Annotated in this window: 22 protein-coding genes; 3 read left to right on the forward strand and 19 right to left on the reverse strand. The window is 61.7% G+C overall.

What is annotated here, in order from left to right; genetic code table 11:
• Positions 1–9: 9 nt before the first annotated feature.
• The 18 genes from AC0VX3_RS08730 to lgt all read right to left on the reverse strand — a co-directional run bounded on the left by AC0VX3_RS08730 (position 10) and on the right by lgt (position 18,524).
• A complete protein-coding gene (locus AC0VX3_RS08730) occupies positions 10–954 on the reverse strand; it encodes an ABC transporter permease (protein WP_342895430.1) in 945 nt (314 codons plus the stop codon).
• Positions 951–2,033 (reverse strand): ABC transporter permease, encoded by a 1,083-nt coding sequence (locus AC0VX3_RS08735; protein WP_348149979.1) that lies wholly within the window; start codon positions 2,031–2,033, stop codon positions 951–953. Before AC0VX3_RS08735 ends, AC0VX3_RS08730 begins: the two co-directional genes overlap by 4 nt.
• Positions 2,030–3,577 carry an ABC transporter ATP-binding protein gene (locus AC0VX3_RS08740; RefSeq protein WP_348149977.1) on the reverse strand — a complete coding sequence of 516 codons (1,548 nt, stop codon included), beginning with the start codon at positions 3,575–3,577 and terminating at the stop codon, positions 2,030–2,032. Before AC0VX3_RS08740 ends, AC0VX3_RS08735 begins: the two co-directional genes overlap by 4 nt.
• Before the next feature lie 101 nt (positions 3,578–3,678).
• A complete protein-coding gene (locus tag AC0VX3_RS08745; RefSeq protein ID WP_475524379.1) occupies positions 3,679–4,686 on the reverse strand; it encodes a BMP family protein in 1,008 nt (335 codons plus the stop codon).
• 151 nt (positions 4,687–4,837) lie between these two features.
• A complete protein-coding gene (locus AC0VX3_RS08750; RefSeq protein ID WP_475524380.1) occupies positions 4,838–6,052 on the reverse strand; it encodes an ABC transporter permease in 1,215 nt (404 codons plus the stop codon).
• A gap of 6 nt (positions 6,053–6,058) precedes the next feature.
• Positions 6,059–6,727: an ABC transporter ATP-binding protein gene (locus AC0VX3_RS08755; protein WP_475524381.1), complete on the reverse strand. Its 669-nt coding sequence runs from the start codon at positions 6,725–6,727 to the stop codon at positions 6,059–6,061.
• 40 nt (positions 6,728–6,767) lie between these two features.
• Positions 6,768–7,727, reverse strand: coding sequence for an efflux RND transporter periplasmic adaptor subunit (locus AC0VX3_RS08760; protein WP_475524382.1), 960 nt, complete (start codon positions 7,725–7,727; stop codon positions 6,768–6,770).
• A complete protein-coding gene (locus AC0VX3_RS08765; protein WP_475524383.1) occupies positions 7,724–9,409 on the reverse strand; it encodes an ATP-binding cassette domain-containing protein in 1,686 nt (561 codons plus the stop codon). The genes AC0VX3_RS08760 and AC0VX3_RS08765 overlap by 4 nt, the downstream gene beginning before the upstream one ends.
• Entirely contained in the window at positions 9,406–11,076 is a 1,671-nt protein-coding gene (locus tag AC0VX3_RS08770) for an asparagine synthase-related protein (RefSeq protein WP_475524384.1), read from the reverse strand. The genes AC0VX3_RS08765 and AC0VX3_RS08770 overlap by 4 nt, the downstream gene beginning before the upstream one ends.
• Positions 11,073–11,747: a lasso peptide biosynthesis B2 protein gene (locus tag AC0VX3_RS08775; RefSeq protein WP_475524385.1), complete on the reverse strand. Its 675-nt coding sequence runs from the start codon at positions 11,745–11,747 to the stop codon at positions 11,073–11,075. Before AC0VX3_RS08775 ends, AC0VX3_RS08770 begins: the two co-directional genes overlap by 4 nt.
• A 127-nt stretch (positions 11,748–11,874) precedes the next feature.
• Positions 11,875–12,057, reverse strand: a complete 183-nt coding sequence (locus tag AC0VX3_RS08780; protein WP_475524386.1) for a hypothetical protein — start codon at positions 12,055–12,057, stop codon at positions 11,875–11,877.
• A 52-nt stretch (positions 12,058–12,109) separates the two neighbouring features.
• Positions 12,110–12,385 (reverse strand): hypothetical protein, encoded by a 276-nt coding sequence (locus AC0VX3_RS08785; protein ID WP_475524387.1) that lies wholly within the window; start codon positions 12,383–12,385, stop codon positions 12,110–12,112.
• A gap of 431 nt (positions 12,386–12,816) precedes the next feature.
• Positions 12,817–13,749, reverse strand: a complete 933-nt coding sequence (locus AC0VX3_RS08790) for a ribose-phosphate pyrophosphokinase (protein ID WP_342895418.1) — start codon at positions 13,747–13,749, stop codon at positions 12,817–12,819.
• Positions 13,750–13,991: 242 nt separating this feature from the next.
• Positions 13,992–14,525, reverse strand: coding sequence for a hypothetical protein (locus tag AC0VX3_RS08795; protein WP_342895417.1), 534 nt, complete (start codon positions 14,523–14,525; stop codon positions 13,992–13,994).
• A 91-nt stretch (positions 14,526–14,616) separates the two neighbouring features.
• The gene (locus AC0VX3_RS08800) at positions 14,617–15,774 is read right to left on the reverse strand and encodes a M24 family metallopeptidase (RefSeq protein ID WP_475524388.1); all 1,158 of its coding nucleotides are present in this window, start codon (positions 15,772–15,774) and stop codon (positions 14,617–14,619) included.
• A 9-nt stretch (positions 15,775–15,783) separates the two neighbouring features.
• Positions 15,784–16,548, reverse strand: coding sequence for a peptidoglycan editing factor PgeF (gene pgeF / locus AC0VX3_RS08805; RefSeq protein WP_475524389.1), 765 nt, complete (start codon positions 16,546–16,548; stop codon positions 15,784–15,786).
• A gap of 54 nt (positions 16,549–16,602) precedes the next feature.
• Positions 16,603–17,691: a class I SAM-dependent methyltransferase gene (locus AC0VX3_RS08810; RefSeq protein WP_475524390.1), complete on the reverse strand. Its 1,089-nt coding sequence runs from the start codon at positions 17,689–17,691 to the stop codon at positions 16,603–16,605.
• The gene (gene lgt, locus AC0VX3_RS08815) at positions 17,688–18,524 is read right to left on the reverse strand and encodes a prolipoprotein diacylglyceryl transferase (protein WP_475524391.1); all 837 of its coding nucleotides are present in this window, start codon (positions 18,522–18,524) and stop codon (positions 17,688–17,690) included. The genes AC0VX3_RS08810 and lgt overlap by 4 nt, the downstream gene beginning before the upstream one ends.
• 206 nt (positions 18,525–18,730) lie before the next feature.
• On the opposite strand from lgt, the gene AC0VX3_RS08820 reads away from it, so the two are divergent.
• The 3 genes from AC0VX3_RS08820 to proC all read left to right on the forward strand — a co-directional run bounded on the left by AC0VX3_RS08820 (position 18,731) and on the right by proC (position 20,656).
• The gene (locus AC0VX3_RS08820) at positions 18,731–18,997 is read left to right on the forward strand and encodes an accessory factor UbiK family protein (protein ID WP_342895412.1); all 267 of its coding nucleotides are present in this window, start codon (positions 18,731–18,733) and stop codon (positions 18,995–18,997) included.
• A gap of 343 nt (positions 18,998–19,340) precedes the next feature.
• On the forward strand, positions 19,341–19,841 hold the full coding sequence (locus AC0VX3_RS08825; protein ID WP_342895411.1) for a type III secretion system chaperone family protein: 501 nt from the start codon (positions 19,341–19,343) through the stop codon (positions 19,839–19,841).
• Complete coding sequence (gene proC, locus AC0VX3_RS08830) at positions 19,838–20,656, forward strand: pyrroline-5-carboxylate reductase (RefSeq protein WP_475524392.1); 819 nt, start codon at positions 19,838–19,840, stop codon at positions 20,654–20,656. The genes AC0VX3_RS08825 and proC overlap by 4 nt, the downstream gene beginning before the upstream one ends.
• Before the next feature lie 71 nt (positions 20,657–20,727).
• Here the strand turns inward: proC and AC0VX3_RS08835 are convergent, their stop codons facing one another.
• On the reverse strand, positions 20,728–21,201 hold the full coding sequence (locus AC0VX3_RS08835) for a YciE/YciF ferroxidase family protein (protein ID WP_475524393.1): 474 nt from the start codon (positions 21,199–21,201) through the stop codon (positions 20,728–20,730).
• Positions 21,202–21,215 lie beyond the last annotated feature (14 nt).

The following is a 21,215-nucleotide window of genomic DNA, read 5'->3' on the forward strand; positions in this document are numbered from 1 at the left end:
GGACGGGTCTCAGCGTTGGCCACGGAAATAGGGCACCAGCAGTGCCCGCGGATAATCGGCCCGGCGGGCAACCACGATCAGCGCGGCGATGGACAGGAGATACGGCATCATCAGGAACACCTGACCCGGAATGAAGCTGCCGACCTCGGTTTGAAGACGGACCTGAAACGCATCGAAGGCGCCGAACAGAAGTGCGCCGAGCAAGGCCTTTCCGGGCCGCCAGGAGGCAAAGACGGTCAGTGCGATGCAGATCCAGCCGCGGCCGTTGACCATGCCGAAGAAGAACGCATCGAAGGCGGACATGGTCAGGAAGGCGCCGCCGAGCGCCATGATGGCCGAACCGGCGACAACAGTGCCCATCCGGATGGCATAGACGGACAGGCCCTGAGACTCGACGGCCGCCGGATTGTCGCCGACAGCGCGGATCGCCAGGCCGAGCGGGGTCCGGTAGAGCACATAGGCGGTGGCGATGACCAGCGCCAGAGCCAGAAATGTGAGGGGTGTCTGCTGGAACAGGGCCGGTCCGAAGAAGGGCAGGTCGCTGAGGCCGGGAATGTCGAGGGGCTGGAAGGCCTCGATCCGGGGCGGGGAGGAGACTTCCGGCAAGGCGGTGCGGTAGATGAAATAGCTGAGCGCTGTGGCAAACAGCGTCACGCCGATGCCGGAGACATGCTGGGAAAGACCGAGCGGCACGGTCAGGATCGCGTGTATTAACCCGAAGAAGGCGCCCGCCAGGGCCGCGACGGCCACGCCGCCCCACAGCCCGGCGCCGAGCCAGACCGCCATCCAGCCGGCCATCGCACCGGCGGTGAAGATACCCTCGATGCCGAGATTGAGGACCCCGGCCCGCTCGCACAGGAGCGCACCGATCACGCCGAAGATCAGCGGTGTGGCGATACGCAGGGCGGCCGCCCAGAAATTTGCGGACACGAGAATGTCGAGGATCTCGATCATGGCGTTGATCCCTTCGCTGCCGGAGCGCCGACAAATCGGATCCTGAACCTCAGGAACAGGCCGGAAACAAGCACACACAGTAGCGCCATCGCGACAATCAGGTCGGCCAGGTAGTTGGAGACGCCGGTGGCCCGGGACATGGAATCCGCGCCGACAAAAATGCTGGCAATGAAGAGGGCCGCCAGGACGACGCCGGCCGGTGACAGGCCCGCCAGCATTGCCACGACGATGCCTGAATAGCCGAAGCCGGGAGACAGATCGGCGGTGAGGTAGCCCTTGAGGCCGGCAACTTCACCGACGCCGGCGAGGCCCGCGAGTGCGCCCGATAGAAGGCCTACCCGGACAAATGTGGCGGTGACCGGAATGCCCGCATGCCGCGCTGCAGCGGCGTTTTCCCCCACGGCCCGGATCTCGAAGCCCCAGACCGTGCGTTTCAACAGGAACCAGACCCCCAGCGACGCAACCAGCGCGACAATCAGCCCGCCATGGATCCGCATGCGCGCCATCAGCTTGGGCAGGGCCGCGTCGTCGAGAATGGGTTCGGATTGAGGCCAGCCCATGCCCATCGGATCCTGCATCGGTCCTTCCAGCATCATCTGGACGAACAGCAGGATGATGAAATTCAACAGCAGCGTGGTGACCACCTCGTCGACGCCCAGACGGGTCTTCAGCAGCGTCGGCCCCAGCATGACCAGGCCGCCTGCCAAGGCGCCTGCCAGAACGACCAGCGGGATCAGCACGTAAGACGGACCGGTGACCACACCGGTGCCGACGGCGACGGCGGCCAGGGCCCCGGCATAGAGCTGGCCTTCGGCGCCGATGTTCCACAGTTTTGCCCGGAAGGCGACCGCGGCGGCAAGTCCGGTCAGGATCAGGGGCGCTGCCCTGGTCAGCATTTCGGTAAAGGCGAAGAGGGAGCCGAAGGCGCCCTTGACCATCAACCCGTAGGCGCTGAAGACCGACAGGCCGGCGAAGGCCATGGGTATGGCCGCAAGCACCAGCGCGCAGATTGCGGCGGCAACGGATACAAGAAGCATTCTGGACACGGGCACAGGGCCCCGTGGTTCAAACCGGATCATGCGGCTTCCTCCCCGCCATGGCCGGCCATCCTGAGTCCGAGCGACCCGCGATCGAGTGTCTCCGTCGGTTCGGCAGGGGACAGGCGGCCGCGATGAATGACGGCGATGCGGTCGGACAGGCGCATGAGTTCATCGAGGTCCTCTGAAATCAGGAGTACGCCGGCACCGCGTTCGCGGGCGGCAAGCAGGCGCTGGTGCACGTCGGACGTGGCGCCGACATCCAGTCCCCGGGACGGCTGGGCGGCCAGGACGACCTTCGGTTCCGTTTCCAGGGTGCGCGCCAGCACGATCTTCTGGATGTTGCCACCCGAAAGCAGGCGTGCGGGACTGGCCTCGTTCTGGCACCGGATATCATAGGCCGCGATCAGTTTTCGGGCCCGGGCGCGCATGGCGGAAAAGCGCAGCAGGCCGAAGCGCTGGTTTTCCGGTTTGCGGATGGCCTCGATGGCGAGATTTTCCGAGACGCTCATGGCGCCGACGATGCCGTCGTGGTGGCGGTCCTCCGGTATGCGCGCCAGGCCGCTGTCGATCATGGTTCGGGCGCCGGCATGGCCGAGCGCGCGCCCTTCCAGGGTCGCGGTTCCCGAAACGGGAGGCTCCAGGCCGGAGATGACCCGGGCCAGCGTCGTCTGGCCGTTTCCCGATATGCCCGCGATCCCGAGGATCTCTCCGGACTTCAGGTCGAGATCGATATCGTGCAGGGCATCGCGGCCGTGACCGGCGGTGACATCCTGAAGGGCATAGAGGGTGGCGCCGGGCGTGCCGGGGGCGCGCACGGTTTCGACGACTTCATGCCCGACCATCAGTTCGGCGAGCTTGCGCCGGTCGCATTCGACTGTAGGCAGATCGGCCACCTTGCGCCCGCCACGCAGCACGGCGATGCGATGGGAGGATGCGAGCACTTCCGCCAGCTTGTGCGAGATGAAGATGATGCCGAGACCGTCCTGCGCCAGCGTCTTGAGGGTCGCGAACAGGGTGTCGGATTCCTGCGGTGTCAGAACGGCGGTGGGTTCATCGAGAACAAGCACCCGCGCATTGCGGTAGAGCGCCTTCAGGATCTCGACACGCTGCTTTTCACCGACCGACAACTGCGAGATGCGCGCATCCAGCGGCACGGTCAGGCCGGACCGCTTCATCAGGTCCTGAAGTCTGGCGCGCGCGGGCGCGCGGGCGGATCTCAATGCGGCGAGGGTTTCCGTACCGAGCAGGATGTTGTCGAGGGCGCTCAGGTTCTCCGCGAGGGTGAAGTGCTGGTGGACCATGCCGATGCCCGCCTCGAGCGCGGCATGGGGCGATCCCGGTTCCAGTTCGGCAAGTCCGCCGCCGTCCGGATCGACCAGAACCCGTCCCTCGTCGGCCACGTAATGTCCGAACAGGATGTTCATCAAGGTGGTCTTGCCGGCACCGTTTTCGCCCAGCAGTGCCAGGATTTCGCCTCGTCTCAGGTCCAGCGACACGTCGCCGTTGGCCGTCAACGCACCAAAACGTCTGGTGATGCCGTCCAGACGCAGGACGACGTCAGCTTCCTGTGCGGGTCCCGTCATGCGGACCTCCGGAAATGAGTTCAGGAAACCGCGGATCGCTCACGCGGCAGGAAGGCGCCGGCGGCCCCAAATACGCGCCTGGGGCCGCCGGCGAGAACCGGTTACATCGTGGATTTCGGTTCGCTGTCGTTGACATTGACCCGGAACAGGCCGCCGAGGATTTCCTGTTCCTTTTCCTTCGCGGCCGCAACCGCGTCTGCCGGGGCCAGGCTTTCGTCGACGAGGAAGCTGCCGCCGCCATAGGACATGAAGCTGTAGGGACCGTAGTCGGCCGGCTCGAAACTTTCGTCCACAACCGCGGCAACTGCGCGGTCGATGGTCGGTTCCATGTGCCACAGCGCGGAGGACAGGATCGTGCCGGGATAGTCACCCGCGGTGTCGATGACGTTGCCGATCGCAAGGATCCCCTTTTCCTTGGCCGCATCGGAGACGCCGAAGCGTTCCGCGTAGAGGATGTCCGCGCCCTTGTCGATCATGGCGAAGGCAGATTCCTTGGCCTTGGGCGGATCGTACCAGGAGTTGATGAAGGTGACGAGGAACTTCACGTCCGGGTTCACGGTGGTCGCGCCTTCCATGAAGGCGTTCATCAGGCGGTTGACCTCGGGAATGGCGTAGCCGCCGACCATGCCGATCACGTTGGACTTGGTGGTCGCGCCCGCGATCATGCCGGAGAGATAGCTGGGTTCATGGATCCAGTTGTCGAAAACGGCGAAATTCGGCTGGGCCGGACCGAAGGAGGATCCCATCAGGAAGGCGGTCTCGGGATATTCGGCGGCGACCTTGCGCGCGGCCCGTTCGACGGCGAAGGCTTCACCGACCACGAGGTCCATGCCTTGCTCGGCGTATTCGCGCATGACGCGCTCATAGTCCGTGTTGGCGACATTCTCGGAGAAGGTGTAGGTAATCTCGCCGCGCTCCTGGGCGGCTTTCAGCGCCTTGTCGATGCGGCTGACCCATTGCTGCTCGACGGGCACGGTGTAGATCGCGGCAACCTTGATCGGATCGGCCGCATCGGCGGGAGTGAACGGGAGTCCCGCAGTGACTGTGACGGCCAGCGCGGCCGACAGCAAGATCCTGCGGACCCTGGAGAACGGAATTGAAACGAGCATCTGAAACCCCTGGAAAGTTTTTTTACCTGAAAATTTGATCATAAAATATGCGTGCCCACAAGCTGTGCAGGGTTGTGGAGGGCAATTTTTTGATCAGATGGGAAAATTTCGGAACCTGTACACCGGTCATCCTCCGGATTTCCGCCGTTCGTCAGGAACCGTCGCGAATGGCACGTATCGGATCGATCCTGGCGGCCTTCAAGGCGGGCAGGGAGGCAAAGAGGACGGTTGTCAGGCAGGCAAGTGCCACCACCTGGAAAACGGTTGCGGGAGAAACATGAAACGGAAGGCCTATGGCGTCGGCCAGATAATAGGAGGCGAGCGTGCCGGCGGCGGCGCCGAGAAGGCAGGACAGGCCCGACAGGACCAGGGCTTCAACAAGAAACTGGAGAAAAATGTCGCCGGCCCGGGCGCCCAGGGCCATTCTGATGCCGATTTCAGCTCTTCGTTCCCGAACCGACAGCAGAGTGGCGTTCATGACACTGGCGACACCGATGGTCGCGAACAGCCCTGAAACGACAAGCAATCCGTTTTTCAGCAGCGCCTTCGTGTCCGTGATCGCCCGCGCTATGAACTGCATCTCCGAAATACGGGCAACGCTCCTGTTCTTTCCGAGACTTTCGTCGTCTTCGAAAAACGCCTTTATGTGTGTCTTGACCGGTTCGTACAATTCATCGGAACCCGGGCGGACATAAAGACTGCGGACTGCCCTGGTGCCCGTTACCCGCCGCTGCGCCGAAGTCAGCGGCATGAGAACGAGGTCATCCACATTTCTGCCGGCGCTGGAAACCCCGACCGACTGCAGGCTTCCAATCACCGTGCACAGGCTGTTGTCGACCCGCGTTGTCGCTCCCAGGGGGGAAGTCCTGCCGAAGAGGCGCTCTTTCGTTGCCTTGCCGAGCAGACAGACGCTCGCCGCCTCGACATGTTCGGCGGGGCTGAAGCTTCTGCCGCTTTCAATGTTCCAGCCGCGTATGTCGAGATAGGCCTCGGTGACACCGAGGAGTGTGACCTCCGCCGCCATTCCGTTGGCGCTGACGCTGGCCTGGGCGGGGGTCTGCGCCGCCACGGCGGCGGTGTCCGCCAGAGCTGCCGACAGGTTCCGGAAGTGGGTGTTGTCGAACTGACGCCCGCCGTCCGGGCGTGAGCGGATGGTGCGGTCGGGGACGGCCTGAACGACCAGAATGTTGCCGCCAAGGCGCTGCAACTCCCGCTCGACCGTCAGTCTGGTGCCGGAATTGACGGTTTCAAGAAGGATATACGCAGCGACGCCGACCGTGAGGCCCAGATTGGTCAGGAGACTTCGAACGGCGTTTCTTGAAACCGATTTGACTGTCTGTACCAGCAGATCCTTTACGCGCATCATGGGACCTCAGCCTGAAAGGTCCTTGAAATCGCATATCCGGTCGGCAAGCTCGGCCACCTTGTGCTGATGGGTCACATAGATAATCGTCGTGCCTGCCGCGGACTGTGTCTCCCGGAGGATTTCGATCATTTCCAGGCTGGTCGACAGATCCAGGTTGCCGGTCGGCTCATCGGCCACGACCAGAGGTGGCCGGGTTACGAGCGCGCGGGCAATGGCAACGCGTTGCTGCTGGCCACCCGACAATTGCGCGGGTTTGTGCCACAGTCTGTGTTCAAGTTTCACTTTCCCGATGGCGCTTCGCGCCAGGTCGTCGCGTTGCCGGGAGCCGATTTTCCGGTACATCAGGGGCAGGACCACGTTTTCGTAGGTGTTCAGGTAGGGTATCAGGCAGTAGTTCTGGAAAATGAAGCCGATGCTGTTCTTCCTGAAGTCGGAAAATGCGCTTCCGTGGAGCCTGTCGACCGCGATGTTGCCAAACCGATACGTGCCCGAAGTCGCGTGATCGAGCCCGCCGAGAATGTTCAGCAAGGTCGTTTTCCCACAACCCGAGTCACCGACGATGCAGCACATCTGTCCTTCCGGGACTTGCAGGCTCAGGTTCTTGAAGACGTGCGCCGACGCTGTTTTGCCTGCATAGTCTTTCGCAAGATTTCTGACATCGACGATGGTGGTCATGCAGGAATTCCGTTGATTACGCCGATGCGGGCAGGTGAAATCAGTTCTCCGGAATGGTGACGATTGCCGACATTCCAGGCCTGATCAGGCGTTCTTCATTCGCGACCGTAAGTTCGACCGCATATTCGGTGATCGTGCTGTCTATCTCGGTCGGGTAGAGTGAAATCCGGTCGATCCGGGTCCGGAATACCTTGCCCGGAAAGGCGTCCACGGCGAATTGCGCCGGCTGACCGACCCGGACCCTGGAGATGTCTGCCTCATGTATCTTCGCCTTCAAGGTGAGCGTGCTGAGGTCCGAGCCGATCATGAACAGCGTTGGTGCCTGCAGCGAGGCGGCGACTGTCTGACCGGGATTGGCTTTTCGTTGCACGACGATGCCGTTGATCGGTGCGGTGATCCTGCTTTTCTCGAGATCCAGCTTGAGCATCTGGAATTCCACCTGGGCGGTATCGAGCAGAACCCGTTTGGCGGAAATCTGCAGCCCGGCGATCTCTTCCTTGTTGTAGGCCTCTTCGTAGACCTTGCCGGCGATCCGTTCCGATGCTTGCAGTTTCTCGGCTCTGTCGAGTTCGCTGACCAGCAGCTTGTGGGCCGCGATTGCGCTCCTGAGTTCGAATTCCGCATGGGCGATCTTGAGTTCGGCTTTGCGTATCTTGAGCGCCAGCTGCCGTGTATTCAGCTCCGCCAGCACATCGCCCTGTTCGACGGCATCGCCTTCGGAAACATGGACCGCCCGCAAAATCCCCGAAAGTTCGGAAGAAATCTCGACGGACTGGCGCGGTTCAATTCTGCCGAGCGCATGAATGCGCCGCCGCGCTTCGCCCGCCACAGGCGTCTCGTTTCCGACCCGCGCAAGTTTTTGTTCTGCGTTCGCTCCCGTGGGTCCGGTGATGACCGCACCGTGTGTGGCCAGGATCACCAGAAGCGCGCGCAGGGCTCTCGCGCCGACCGCTTTCAGTGCGGCGAGGGGAGGGCGACGTTTGCCGGGCGGTGTAATCATGCTGTCACCGGCTTTCCGACGGCTCCGGCCAGCGATGCGGAGGCGGTCAGATCCAGCACGAAGTCGTCCGGACGGATGATGTTCACCCGGTGGGTGACGGCGATGATGGTGAGATCCGGGCAGCGCTCCCGCAGGGTCTCGAAAATGAGCCGCTCTGTCGCGGAATCCAGCGACGCGCTGGCCTCGTCCAGCAACAGGATCTGGGGAGAGCCGAGCAGCGCCCGCGCGACGGCAATGCGCTGGCATTCGCCTCCGGAGAGCTTCGCCCCCGCTTCTCCCACCCGCGTCCGGTAGCCGGCATCCAGTTGCATGATACGGTCGTGAATTCTTGCCTTCCGCGCGCTTGCCTCGACGTCGTTCTGTGTGGCGGGACGTCCGCAGGCGATATTGTCGAAAACGCTGACATTGCTTATGAACGGGTCTTGCGGAACGTAGCCGACCAGAACATGCATGCTGCGTGCGCTGACCTTGCCGATGTCCGCTCCATTCACGAAAACGGTCCCGGAAAAACCCTCGCACTGGCCGCTGACAATCTTGAGCAAGGTCGACTTCCCGGCACCTGACGGACCGACGATGAAGTTCATCGCGCCGCTGACAAAACGATGGTTCAGGCCTTCGAATATGAGCCGGCCGGGATAGGCAAATCCCAATCCGTTCAGGACCACTGAGCCGTCGCCCCGGCCAAGACTGCCGCGCTGTACGGGTACCGGCGCGGTGTCGCGAATGTGTTTCATGTTGGATTGCATGACCCGGGCGTTGGCGAGTTCCTTCATGGAATTGCCGATCAGCTCGAAGGGTCTGGAAAGCTGCAGAATGATCAGGTTGACGGTGACGAGCTGGGCAATGTCCAGCTGGCCCTCGAAGTACCGGTTGAGAACGAGCGCCGTGACGACGGCATATTGTGCGAAGAACAGCAGAGAGTTCGCAGACGTGAACAGAACCCTCTTCCTGAAGTAAGTGTCCCAGTAGCGGTGTTCGGCGATCGTGTCGTCGATGATCGAATTTCCGAATTTCCGCGAGGCTCCGTAATAGCGCAGAATGTTCAAATTGCTGATCAGGTCGCCAAACGTGGACGAGGACTTGATGCTTTGCTGCTGCGACTTGTCGAGAAGGGGAGTCAGTTTGTGTGTGCTGAGGCGGGCGATATAGATTGCGCCCAGGCCATAGGCAAATACCACGGCTCCGATGATCAGATCGACGTAGAACGCGACCAGCAGGAAGCTGAGCAGGTATTCGGCCAGACTGGGAACAACGCTGTGCATGATCACCTGCACACGCATGGTGATGGACGACTTGTACCGGCCGATTATCTGAAGAAGCTTCGCGCCGTTGTTGTCGAGGAAAAAATCGTTGGTCTGACGATCGATGGCATCGAGTGCCGTTCTGGACGCATTCAGAAGAAATAGCTGTTCAATGCGTTTCACGGCCACGAGTTTCAATTCGTAAAAAACGCGCGCCAGTGAAATCAAGAGACCGTAGGCGGCGATCAGAACAATGGCGATCGTGGCGTCTTTCCCTGAAGCAAGGTATTGAACTCCAATCCCAAAAACGAAGGGCGCGTAAACGGTCGAGGCGGTTGAGACGGCCAGGATCAGGGCATATTTGAGCGACTCCAGGCGAAATTGCCTGTCCCTGGGAATGCCTTTCAGCGCAGTGCGGCATGCGGCGATGCGTTTTTTCACTGGCCGCCCCCATTCAGTTTCATCTTGAGTGTGCCGGAATAGAATGCTGCCAGAGACATGGTCTTGAATATTGCCCAGTATTTTGCGGGATCGTCCCGGTCTATCGCGTCGGTTATCAGATCGATGTCGACAAACCCGGTCAGGAAGGAAGCGCTGTGTTCGATGATCGGACGGGCGCTTGCATGGATGGTGGCGCGCTGCGACTGAATTCCGCCGACCGCCTTGGAATGCCTGTTCAGAATTTCGGGAGGAAGCCGCCCCCTCATGGCGTTCCTGATCAATATCCTGTTCTGCCCATAGGCGAGATGCTCCCTTCTCGGCAGGGTCAGGTTGAAGCGGATCAGGTCCCAGTCCAGAAACGGTCTCGTGAGCGCAATGCCGCCGGTCTCGAAGGGAGCGGTATTCGCCTCGGCATGCCGGAGAGCCACGTACTGAAAGTTCTTGGTGATTTCGGCGAAGGGCAGGACGCTTTCCCGATCCGGCGGCGACGGCTGTCGTCCTGACAGGAGACAGCCGACCATATCCTGATCGCGCGCCAGTCCCTGCAATGCGGTCCTGATCCTTCGTGTCCGTTTCCTGTGGAACTGTTCTAGGAGAACGCGCGGGATCGATTTTCCCGAAACCAGGGATGCGCTGACAAGAGCGGACAGGACCCGGCGGGGAGAGCCTTCCCGTCGATAATCGGCGAAGATGTCCTCGCCATGATAGTTCAGAAACAGCTGGTCGCCGCCATCGCCGGTGACCACTGTTTCCAGGCCGAGTTCCGCGGCGCGGCCGAACAGGGCCTTGTTGACGTGAACGGCGGGCGTCATCGAGCTGGGGCGCCAGCAGAACCTGAAGTCGTTCTCCGGATCAAGCTGCCGGTAGAAAGGGTCGACATTGACTTCGTGAACATCGGCGTGACGCAAATGCCGGCCGAGTGCGCGGAACTGGCGCCGCTCATCCAATTCGGGGTTGTTTTCCGAGTAAAGGGAAATGAGGTGGACCGGTTTGTCGCTCTGTTCGCAGATCAGGGAAGACAGGACAGCGGAATCCAGGCCGCCGGAAGCGGCAACGCCTATGGTGTCAAACCTTGAGACGGTGTCGAGCACGGCACGTCTGGTCTTGTGAAGAAGACACGAGGCCAGTTCCTCCGGAGGACAGGGGGTATGTGCTGGAGACTGGAGGTGGTCCTCTATGCGGGCGGGATACCCGAGACCGGCCTTCGACAAGACGACGGAGCTGCCGCTTACTAGTTCGAACACGTTCCGGAACGCGGTTCTCTTGCTGAGGAATTTCCCGAAATAGAGATAGTCCCGAACATAGTCGGGGTCGATTTCAAGGTCCATTTCCCGAAGAAGTTTCCGATCCGGCTGATCCGATGTCAGATAGACCTGATTGCCGACGTGCTTGTAGAAGACCGCCGAGCGCGCGAATGCCGGCCTGAGAATATGGAGTTCATGCGCGCAGTTCAGGACGAAGCAGCTCTTGAAGTCGCCGTTATACAGGATTGTCCGGGCCAGCTCGCGCGTGTCCAGCCTTTCAAATGAGAGCTCCCTGAACCTTGTTTCTTCGTTCGAAGCGGCGGCGGACAGATTGAAAAGCTGCCACGGGGTCGGAGTTCGCGCGGGTATTTCCCGCAAGGCAAGATCGGAAACAAGCTGAAATCCGTGTGCACCGGCAATCATCTTCCGCAATCCCCTCGCGGGCACGGTCCTGGTCCCCGGCCAAGGCCGACGCGGCAGATCTGGACGTACTCATGCGCTGAAAAATCGGTGTCCAGAAGGATTGCGTCTTTGCATTCCACCCAGCAATGCGCGGAAAACGGTTCCGGCTTGATGCCAAAAACAAGATCCAGGGCCAGGGCGTGCCTTCGGAAATACAGCAGGAAGGTCACGCATTCTTCCAGGCACAGCGCCTTGCCCAGGAAGCTCTGAACCAGGAGGTAGTACTGATAGTCACGCTGGAAGGATTGGCCGGGTGTCTTGCGATGCCGCAGATACTTCTTGCGCAGCAGAACGATCGTCCTGGCCAGTCCTGACAACACCAGAGCCCTGGCCAGCACCCTGCAGGACATGTATTTCAAGACCGACGCAAAGACGCGCGTTGTCGTGTAGTCCTGATCATGGAGAACATAGAAAGCCGATTGGTTGCAGTCGCCCGGTGCCGGGTTTTCACTTTCAATTGTCTCTTTGTAGTATTTATCCAGAAATACGTTCAGGGAAAAACACGCCTGTCCCGCCCGGGCGGAGTATTTTGCTTTGTTGTTTATGTAATCCAATGTTCGTGTACCAAGTGGCTTCTGATCTGGTTCATCCGTCGGATCATGTCCGCTTTCCGGCCAGCGGATATGGCTCACCGGAGGCCGGTGCTGGAACGTTTACGGTGGGTGCCGCAGGTCTTGTCGACCGATCGCACCGCGACGTGTTTCCTGCCGAAAACGCTCCAATACCGCATGGGCACGTCATCACATGCCTCTTTGGCCGTCAGACCATTGGGCAGGATTTTGCGTTGTAGACCTTGTCGAAGGTCGACGTATCGACGACGCGGTCGAACTCCCAGCCCCTGGTCAGAAGCGATGCCCGACCGACTTCCGTCATGTCCGGACAGATCGGCTCCCGGTCCGGTGTGGGAGAGGCTTTCCTAAGCAACCTGAGTATCGACGTCATGGGATTTTCCTCGCAGGGGATTGCATTTGCGCGTGACGGTCACGGGGCGCACTTACCAGTGGCAACTGCAGCACTCGCCGTCACCGCCGGCCACCGGTCCATGCTGCTTGCTGTGCCGGTCGAGAAGTTCCTGGCGATTGCCGGAGAACGGCAGGATCCGCTCGTCAATCAAAATTCCCTTCGACCACATGGCTTCCTTCTTGTTGAAGGTCTGGAGCTGCTCGATGACGCTCGCCATTGTGTCGGGCGGGGCGGACTTCGCGAATGCCGGGCTGCACAGCAGCGACGTGCATACGGCTATCGCGGAAAAAAAGGAAAAACTGTTCATTGCGGTCTCCTCTCCGTAGGTTGCAAAAGTCAAGCAGGAATAGTCATATTTCTCAAATGCACCTAATAAGGGTATTTGCAAAATAAATATGAGTCAATGACTCAGAAATTATTTTTTGAAGGTATTCGTTCGTGAGCGGTAGGCTGTTTTTGTTATATAAAACAACAGATTGTTCGTCTTTGAAAAGGAGGGAGATCTGCGGCGGCAGGCAATCAGTCTCCGAGCGAAAAGGCGGGTTCGGAGGATGGGCGTGGCGCGGGCAGATGCAACACATGCGGGTAGGCCGGACGGCATGTCTCACGTGTCGGGGGCGGCCTTGCAGCCGGGCTTCAGGCCGTCACAGGATGACGAGGAAGCCCGGCCACCAAGCTGCTGCCGGCGCGGATGTCAGTCCGTGCGGGGAATGCCGCGGATACCGTGTTTCGCCGGTCTCAGTTGAACAGGCTCGAGACCGATTTTTCCAGCGCCGTGCGGTTGATGGCTTCACCGATCAGCGGGGCGATGGATATGGCGCGAATGTTGGACGCGGCGGTGATGGCGGCCGTCGGCTCGATGGAATTGGTGATCACCAGTTCCTTCAGCTTGGAAGAGGTCACACGCGCGACCGCGCCACCGGACAGAACGCCGTGGGTGATATAGGCGGTCACCGACTTGGCGCCCTTGGCAAGCAGCGCTTCGGCCGCATTGCAGAGCGTGCCGCCACTGTCGACAATGTCGTCGACCAGGATGCAATCGAAGCCCTTCACCTCACCGATGATGTTCATGACTTCCGATTCTCCGGGCTTGTCACGACGCTTGTCGACGATCGAGAGCGGGGCGTCGATGCGCTTGGCCAGCGCACGGGCGCGGACCACGCCGCCGACATCCGGAGAAACGACCATCACGTTGTCGGTGGCGTAACGTTCCTTGATGTCCCGGGTCATGACGGGAGCCGCGAACAGGTTGTCCGTCGGTATATCGAAAAAACCCTGGATCTGTCCGGCGTGGAGATCCAGGGTCAGGACGCGGTCGGCACCGGCTTCGGTGATCAGGTTGGCCACCAGCTTCGCGGAAACCGGGGTTCGTCCGGAAGCGCGGCGATCCTGCCGGGCGTAGCCGAAATAGGGAAGCACCGCAGTGATCCGGCGGGCGGAGGACCGGCGAAGGGCGTCGATGATGATCAACAGCTCCATCAGGTGGTCGTTGGCCGGGTAACTGGTCGGCTGCACGACGAAGACGTCTTCTCCGCGCACGTTTTCCTGGATTTCGACGAAGATTTCCTGGTCGGCAAATCGCCGGACCTGGCATTTGGCCAGAGGGACATCCAGATATCTGGAAATTTCCTCGGCCAGAGCTCGATTGGAGTTGCCAGCGACGATCTTCATGAGCCGCAAGTCCTTCTGGTGCGACACCGGGCCTGCTGACGGAAACGAGCCATGCAAACACGCGGAAAGGGACTATGTCTTAAGTCGGATGCCGGGAGCCGGGAGCATCGGATGAGAACCCTCGGCAGGCGGCGGCGTTGTAACAACCAGGGAACGGGACCACAACAGCCCTTGACCCGAGACAGCTGCTTTTTTTTGTTTTTTATGACGAGTGGTGAATTTTTACCCGGCTCTTCAATCCCCTAACGGTTGAGCCATGCCTTTATCTCTACCACAGAGCGATTTGCGATGCGCGAAAGGGTGCCCGAACCGACCGCCTGCCAGGGGTCGCCGGAGGCTCCGCCCGTGTCTTCGGTTCCGGAGATTCGTTTCAGGCGGCGTCCGTTGCCGTCGACGATGTCGAAAACATAAAACACGGTGCCGCTGGAAGGCTGTCCCGTCGCGGACAGGTAGCCGTTCACGCGATAGGTGGCGGCCGCGCCCACCCGGCGAACCAGCGTGATGCCCTGCTTGCGGGCTTCCGAACCGATGAATTCGGAGAGTTCGTCGGCGATGTTGCCGGGCGCTCCCGTGAAGGGTTCGAATGCGAGCGTGACGCCTTCTTCCGGATCCGCCTGACCGGCAATGGACGGCGTCGGCACCGCGCTGGTGACCGGGCCGGGAGGCTGAGGAGACGCCTGGCAGGCAGCGAGGCCGGCGGACAGCAGGGCAGCCGCCAGAAGACGCGGCAGCAGACGCGGGAACGAAAAGGAGGACTGGCAGGAACTTATGGGCATGTAGAGGCCTGGCTCTCGATTTCTAAGTCGGGACGGTTGCGGCCGATACATGACAAACGGGGACTGGCGGGGCCGCTGATTTGCAACTGGTTTAGCCTGACTTGACCGGCAGGTCGAGAGGCAGCGTGGACAAGCACTCCGGAGCGGCGCCGGTGGTCAGATAGGTCTGGCCGAGAGACATGGCGGTTCCGGAGATGGAATCCAACAGGATCATGTGCATGAAGATCACCATGCCGGGCTGCACCTTCGCCGGATTGGCCTTGTAGGCCATGGGCGCGTCCATCCAGCTCGGGGTGAACCGGGCGCCGAGTGAATAGCCGCAGGCATTCAGCCGATGCGGCATCATGCCGTGATGATCCATGCGTTCGGCATGGGCATCGAAGACGTCGCCGAACGTCTTGCCCGCAACGAGCTGGGTCTCGACCGCGGCGAGCGCTTCGCGGGCGGCAACATACATCTCCTGATGCCGGCCGGTCGGTGTGCCGACCACGACCGTTCGCATCAGCGCCGCATGATAGTGCCGGTAGCTGCCTGCCCATTCCAGGGTGATCTGGTCCTGGTCCGAAAGCCTGCGCCGGCCGGACTTGTAGCGGCACAGCAGCGCATCCCTGCCGGAGCCGACGATGAATTCATTGCCCGGATAGTCGCCGCCGCCTTCGAAGATCGTGCCCTGCATGGCGGCCAGGATACGGCCTTCGTCCGCACCGGGGCGGATCTCGTCCAGAGCGGCATGATAGGCCTTGTCGGCCAGTTCTGCCGCCTTGCGCACGTAAACGATCTCCTCGGCGCTCTTGACCGCACGCAGTTGCGGGATCAGCGGCGAGGCATCGCGGATGTCGGCGAAGCTGGTAAGCTCCTCGTTGAGCTGGAGGGCAATCTTTCCGGTCATGCCGTGGGTGTCGTATTCTATGCCCAGCCGGCTGCCGAGGAGATCCATGTCGAACAGCATCTCCTTCAACTGGCTGACCGGACTGGCGGCGCCCCGGTCGATCCAGATGCGGATGTCTTCGATGTTGGAGGTGTGCCTGGCCTGGCGCTCGTCCGCGGAGCGGGTGAGCAGAACCTTGCGTCCGTCGCTGGTTACCACCAGGCACTGAAAGAAACAGAAGCCGAAGGTGTCGTAGCCGGTGAGCCAGTACATGCTCTCTTGCGCGAACAGCAGCATGGCATCCAGCTTCTCGGACGCCATCACGGTCTTGAGCGTGTCGAGACGGCGTTCGAACTCGTCCTGCGAGAAATGAAGGGTCATGAGAAGTCCTTACAAGAGGGCGATTGCGCTGATCTGGCGGCCGTAGTCCCGCTCTTCGCGATGGGTGGTCCGGCGGTAGGAAAAGAACCGCTCCTCCTCGTCATAGGTACACAGCGCCATGTCGGCCACGGTCCCCAGACCAAGGGCGTCCAGCCGCGCCGTGATGAAGGCCGGCAGGTCGAACATGAAATGCCCCGCTTTCTGCGACGCAATGAAGTAGCGCGCATTTTCCGGATCGTCACGGAGAAAACGCTGATGGAATTCCGGGCCGACCTCATAGGCTTGTTGCGAGATCGCCGGGCCCAGCACGGCAGTGATGCCGGACCTTGCCGCCCCGAGGGCCTCCATCGCGGCGACCGTGTTTTCGAGAACGCCGGTGACGGCGCCCTTCCAGCCGGAATGGGCGGCGCCGACGACACCTGCACGCGGGTCGGCGAAGAGGACCGGGCCGCAATCGGCCGTCGCCACGCCGATGGCAAGCCCTCTTGTCGCCGTGACCAGGGCATCCGCCTTGCGGTCCGCGCCTTCGCGAAACGGTCCGTCGACGGCAATCACGTCAGGTGAGTGGACCTGATGGGGCGACACCAGACGACCGGAACCGACACCGAGGTCCGCTGCGACCCGGTCACGGTTTTCCAGGACCAGATCCCGCGCATCGCCGGAGCCGAGGCCGATATTGAGACTGGCATAGATGCCGTCGGACACGCCGCCCCTTCGTGTGAAGAAGCCGTGGCGCAGGCCTTTGATCTTCAAGACATCCGCTTCGAGTTTCATGCAAGTCTCTCCTGCGCGCGCAATCCCGGATTGCCGGTTCCGATCCTTGGAGGTTCAGGGCGCGCTGTCAAACGGCGTAATTGGTAATCCAGAGTTCGTTACGGCCAGCACCTTGAAGAGGTCTCCCATTCTGTCCGGCGCCGCAAGCCGTTCGACCGCGTCGCGGATGGCTTCCTGTTCGTCATGAGACTTGCCTGCGCCGAGGGCTCCGGCCCGCTCCAGCAATCCGGAGCGCAGCAGGAAATCTCCCTGGGTCAGGGGGGCAAGGGCCGTGGCTCCCCCCCGGGTGGCTGCGGCGGCCAGGGCCTCGAAATTGACATGGGCAGTGAGGTCGGCCTCGCCGGGATGGGCCAGCACGTCGTCGCGGTCGTGCCGGTAAAGCGCCTGCAACGTGTCGCCGGTCGCGGTTTTCAGGTAGCCGTAATCGATGAAAAGGGCCACGCCGCCGTGTCCGGCAATGCGCGCGCCGATTTCCTCGGCCACCGCGTTGGCTGCGGGCTGGGTTTCCAGAATAGCGCCTTCGGGGGCCGAGCCGAGCGATGCGGGGACAGCTGTTGCCGGCAGGGCGGCTGTCCCGATGCCGAAGGTCAGGTCTCCCTGCGCCGTCAGCCCGATCCGCCGTTCCCGCCAGCCGTCCGCCGTCCTGAGGAACTGATGGATCGGCAGAGCGTCGAAGAATTCGTTGGCGACCAGGATCAGGGGACCCGCCGGGACATCCTGGAACCGGTCCCGGAAGGCCGGCTGAAGCGAAGCGCCGTGAAGAGTATCCGCCTGGATCCGCCGCAGGCGGGGGCTGGTCTCGACGAGGTTCAGCCGGGCCGCCCGGATGAAGGCCGGGCGCAGCGCGGCCACGCGCAGGAAATCGGCCATCAGGGTGCCGCGGCCGGGGCCGAGTTCGACCAGGTCGAACCGGGTGGGGCATCCGAGCGCATCCCAGGCTGAAAGACAGGCGGCGCCGATCAGCTCGCCGAACATCTGGCTGATTTCCGGGGCGGTGATGAAGTCGCCATCCGCGCCGAACGGCTCGCGGGTCGTATAATAACCGTCCTTGGGGTCGCCGAGGCAGATGGACATGTACTGGGCCACCGACAACGGTCCCTCGGCGGCGATCCGTGCGCGGATCCTGTCCTTTAGCGCGCTCACGCAGCCTCGGCCCCGGTCCGGGGACGGCGTGCGGCCCAGATCATGACCGCCAGACCGGCAACGATCATCGGGAGGGACAGGAGGATGCCCATGGTGAGAAAGCCGCCGAGATAACCGATATGGGCGTCGGGAACCCGGTAGATTTCGGCGATTGACCGGCAGAGGCCGTAACCGAAGGCGAAGGCACCGGCCAGAAAGCCGCGGCGGCGCAGCAGCTGGAAGCGATGGCTGAGCAGGCGGAGCAACACAAACAGCAGGACCCCCTCCAGCGCGGCCTCGTAGAGCTGGCTCGGGTGGCGCGGTTCCGGGCCGCCATTGGGAAAGATCACCGCCCAGGGCACGTCGGCCGGACGCCCCCACAGCTCCGAATTGACGAAATTGGCGATCCGGCCGAAAAACAGCCCGATCGGGGCGGCGCATCCGGCCAGGTCGAACAGGGTCCAGACGGACAGACCGCGCCGCCAGGAAAACAGGACCATGGCAATGACGGTGCCGGCAAAGCCGCCGTGGAAGGACATGCCGCCGGACCACACGGCAAGGGCCTCGAGCGGGTTGGCGAGGTAATAGGCCGGATTGTAGAACAGGACATATCCGAGACGCCCGCCGATGATGATGCCGAGCGTGCCCCACAGGACGAAGTCGTCGATTTCCAGCGGTGCCGGCCGTCTGGCAGCACCCCAGAGCCGGTCGTTGAGAACCAGGATCCGCATGTAGCGCCAGGCCAGGACGATGCCGACGATATAGGCCAGCGCGTACCAGCGCAGGGCGAAGGGGCCGAATTCGACGATCACCGGGTCGATCGCCGGAAAGGGCAGAACCAGAAGAGGTGGCACAGCGGGACCTTTTTATCGCGTACGAACGGAGGAGAATTTCCGGCGGGAAATTCCGGCGCAACGCTTGCGCGATCCTGTTGCCTCCGTCAAGTCATCCCGGTCCTGTCCAGCCCGTGAGCCGGGTGCGGCGCATTTGGATCTTGAAGTTGCCGCCATTCCCCCATACCTGTCATGCATCCGTTTGAATAGCGACCAAGGAGGGTCCGATGACCCAAGGCCCGAACCGTCTTCTCGATGACTTCGCCAAGTTGATGACCGATGCAGCCGGTGTCGCGCAGGGAGCCCGCCGCGAGGTGGAAACCGCCTTCAAGGCCCAGGCGGAGCGTTTCCTGTCCGACATGGATGTGGTTTCGCGCGAGGAACACGAGGCCGTGAAGGACATGGCGGTGCGGGCTCTCGACAAGGTCGAGGACCTCGAAGCACGGCTGGCCGCCCTGGAAAAGCCGGGAACCGATGGCGGCGGTGACGCCTGAGGCCCGGATTGACGTCGTCGCGAGCGATTTCTGTTAATTGTTGATGACAGAAATGCGACGAATGAACTTGGCGGAGATGCAATGTTTTTGAGCAGTGTGTCCAATTTTCTTGCCTGGTCGTCCACAAGATTCGGCTTTCAAGAAGCGTCAGGTATGTATCCCTCAAGTGATTCCTGCTCCTATACTCGAAGTTAACAGGGATTCGTCGGAGCAAGATGGAACCGGTTCTCGAAAGGGCCATCAAAGGTGCGTTTTGCTCCTCCGGCATGGGACATTTCCCGGCGGCCCGCCCGGTTATCCTGATCGGGTATTCGGCCCCCGGCTCGAAAGGGGAGAAGGCATCATGAGCCTCATCGAGATCGAATTCGAGCGACCTGGCAACCCCGTGGACATGATAGAGACTGTCGCTGCCTTGAACGACTGGGCCTTTGAGCGGTCGGACGAGGACGAGATCACCATTTCCCTAGAGGGCAACTGGTGCGACTATCATGTGTCCTTTTCCTGGATGGAAGACGTCGAGGCGCTGCACCTGGCCTGCGCATTCGACCTGAAAGTGACCGAGTTGCGCAAGACGGAAGTGCTTCGTCTGCTGGCCCTGGTCAACGAGCAGCTCTGGATGGGCCACTTCGACCTGTGGAACAAGGAAAACGTGGTGATGTTCCGCCAGTCCCTGCTTCTGTCGGGTGGGGCGGAAGCCTCGTCGGCGCAGATCGAGGCCATGCTGACCAATGCCCTTGATAATTGCGAGCGTTTCTATCAGGCATTCCAGTTCGTCGTCTGGGCCGGCCAGTCGGCGCAGGAAGCGTTGAGCACGGCGTTGTTCGAAACTGCGGGAGAAGCATGATTTTTTCAAAGGAGCGCCCCTTCCTTCTTGTCGGAGCAGGCAAGATGGGCGGGGCCATGCTGTCGGGCTGGATGGCGGATGGCATCGATCCGGATGCGGTTGTCGTGTCGGACCCGCATCTGGCCGCCGACATGGAAGATCTGCTGAAACGGCACGGCATTCGTCACGTGACCTCCGCCGGAGAGGATCTGCGGCCGTCGATCGTGCTGATCGCCGTCAAGCCGCAGCTCATGGACCAGGTGCTGCCGGGGCTCAAAGCCGTTGTCCAGCCGGACACGCTCGTCCTGTCGGTTGCGGCCGGCACGCCCGTTTCCAGATTTCAGGATCAATTCGGCCAGGTGCCGGTCTGCCGCTGCATGCCGAACACCCCCGCCATGGTCAAACGCGGCATCACGGCGGTCTATCCGACCGATGAAGTCAGCGCGGCACAGAAACAGGAGGTCGACGGGCTTCTGTCGGCCGTCGGCAAGGTGGTCTGGCTGGACAGCGAGGACCAGATCGATCTGGTGACCGCGGTCAGCGGATCGGGTCCTGCCTATGTGTTCTATCTGGCGGAAGCCCTGAGCGAGGCCGGCCGCGCGGCCGGTCTTCCCGAGGACCTTGCCAGCGAACTTGCGGTTGCCACTGTCTGCGGCGCCGGTGAACTGATGCACCGGTCCGGCGACACGCCGGCAACGCTGAGGAAGAACGTCACCAGTCCCAACGGCACCACCGCTGCGGCGCTGGACGTGCTGATGTCCGGCGATGGCCTTCAGCCGGTCATGACCGCGGCTGTTGCCGCTGCCGCCAGACGGGCAAGAGAGCTGGCCGACTGACACCACTTCGCGCTGTGGCACGGGGTGGAACGCGCCTTTGAGTGCGCGTTCCACCCCGTGCGGTCAGACGTTTACTGCTCGTTGATGGCCGAGACGGCCAGACCGGTGAGTTTGCTGTTGGCGGCTTTTTCCTGATCGAGAATGCCGGTCAGAAGATCGTGCGCTTCATCGAAACCGAGAACCTTGGCCCATTCCCTGAGCGTGCCGTAGCGGGCGATCTCGTAATGTTCGACAGCCTGGCAGGCCGCGACCAGCGCGGCGTTCTTCGCGGTTCCGCTGGCTTCCTTCAGAATGCCGTCGGTTTCCTTCAGGAGGCCTTCGATGGCGTCGCATTTTTCGCCTGAGGCCGTCTTGCCGATCGACTTGAAGACCTTTTCTAGGGTTTTGACCTGGGTCCTGGTCTCCTCGAGGTGTTCGCCGATCGAATCCTTCAGTTTCTTGCCGTTGGCCGCTTCCTGAAGTTTCGGCATGGTCTTCACGGGTTGCTGCTCGGCGTAGTAAATATCCTGCAGCGTGTGTTCAAATGCATCAGCCAGGGTTTTCATCGCATGTGTCTCCT

This window comes from Roseibium sp. QJM3NY_11, from assembly GCF_056173175.1.

Excerpts from the sequence above, each read along its gene's own strand:
- AC0VX3_RS08730 (WP_342895430.1), bottom strand. The coding sequence starts at position 954 with ATGATCGAGATCCTCGACATTCTCGTGTCCGCAAATTTCTGGGCGGCC.
- AC0VX3_RS08735 (WP_348149979.1), bottom strand. The coding sequence starts at position 2,033 with ATGATCCGGTTTGAACCACGGGGCCCTGTGCCCGTGTCCAGAATGCTT.
- AC0VX3_RS08740 (WP_348149977.1), bottom strand. The coding sequence starts at position 3,577 with ATGACGGGACCCGCACAGGAAGCTGACGTCGTCCTGCGTCTGGACGGC.
- AC0VX3_RS08745 (WP_475524379.1), bottom strand. The coding sequence starts at position 4,686 with ATGCTCGTTTCAATTCCGTTCTCCAGGGTCCGCAGGATCTTGCTGTCG.
- AC0VX3_RS08750 (WP_475524380.1), bottom strand. The coding sequence starts at position 6,052 with ATGATGCGCGTAAAGGATCTGCTGGTACAGACAGTCAAATCGGTTTCA.
- AC0VX3_RS08755 (WP_475524381.1), bottom strand. The coding sequence starts at position 6,727 with ATGACCACCATCGTCGATGTCAGAAATCTTGCGAAAGACTATGCAGGC.
- AC0VX3_RS08760 (WP_475524382.1), bottom strand. The coding sequence starts at position 7,727 with ATGATTACACCGCCCGGCAAACGTCGCCCTCCCCTCGCCGCACTGAAA.
- AC0VX3_RS08770 (WP_475524384.1), bottom strand. The coding sequence starts at position 11,076 with ATGATTGCCGGTGCACACGGATTTCAGCTTGTTTCCGATCTTGCCTTG.
- AC0VX3_RS08780 (WP_475524386.1), bottom strand. The coding sequence starts at position 12,057 with ATGACGTCGATACTCAGGTTGCTTAGGAAAGCCTCTCCCACACCGGAC.
- AC0VX3_RS08785 (WP_475524387.1), bottom strand. The coding sequence starts at position 12,385 with ATGAACAGTTTTTCCTTTTTTTCCGCGATAGCCGTATGCACGTCGCTG.
- AC0VX3_RS08790 (WP_342895418.1), bottom strand. The coding sequence starts at position 13,749 with ATGAAGATCGTCGCTGGCAACTCCAATCGAGCTCTGGCCGAGGAAATT.
- AC0VX3_RS08795 (WP_342895417.1), bottom strand. The coding sequence starts at position 14,525 with ATGCCCATAAGTTCCTGCCAGTCCTCCTTTTCGTTCCCGCGTCTGCTG.
- AC0VX3_RS08800 (WP_475524388.1), bottom strand. The coding sequence starts at position 15,774 with ATGACCCTTCATTTCTCGCAGGACGAGTTCGAACGCCGTCTCGACACG.
- pgeF (WP_475524389.1), bottom strand. The coding sequence starts at position 16,548 with ATGAAACTCGAAGCGGATGTCTTGAAGATCAAAGGCCTGCGCCACGGC.
- AC0VX3_RS08820 (WP_342895412.1), top strand. The coding sequence starts at position 18,731 with ATGACCCAAGGCCCGAACCGTCTTCTCGATGACTTCGCCAAGTTGATG.
- AC0VX3_RS08825 (WP_342895411.1), top strand. The coding sequence starts at position 19,341 with ATGAGCCTCATCGAGATCGAATTCGAGCGACCTGGCAACCCCGTGGAC.
- proC (WP_475524392.1), top strand. The coding sequence starts at position 19,838 with ATGATTTTTTCAAAGGAGCGCCCCTTCCTTCTTGTCGGAGCAGGCAAG.
- AC0VX3_RS08835 (WP_475524393.1), bottom strand. The coding sequence starts at position 21,201 with ATGAAAACCCTGGCTGATGCATTTGAACACACGCTGCAGGATATTTAC.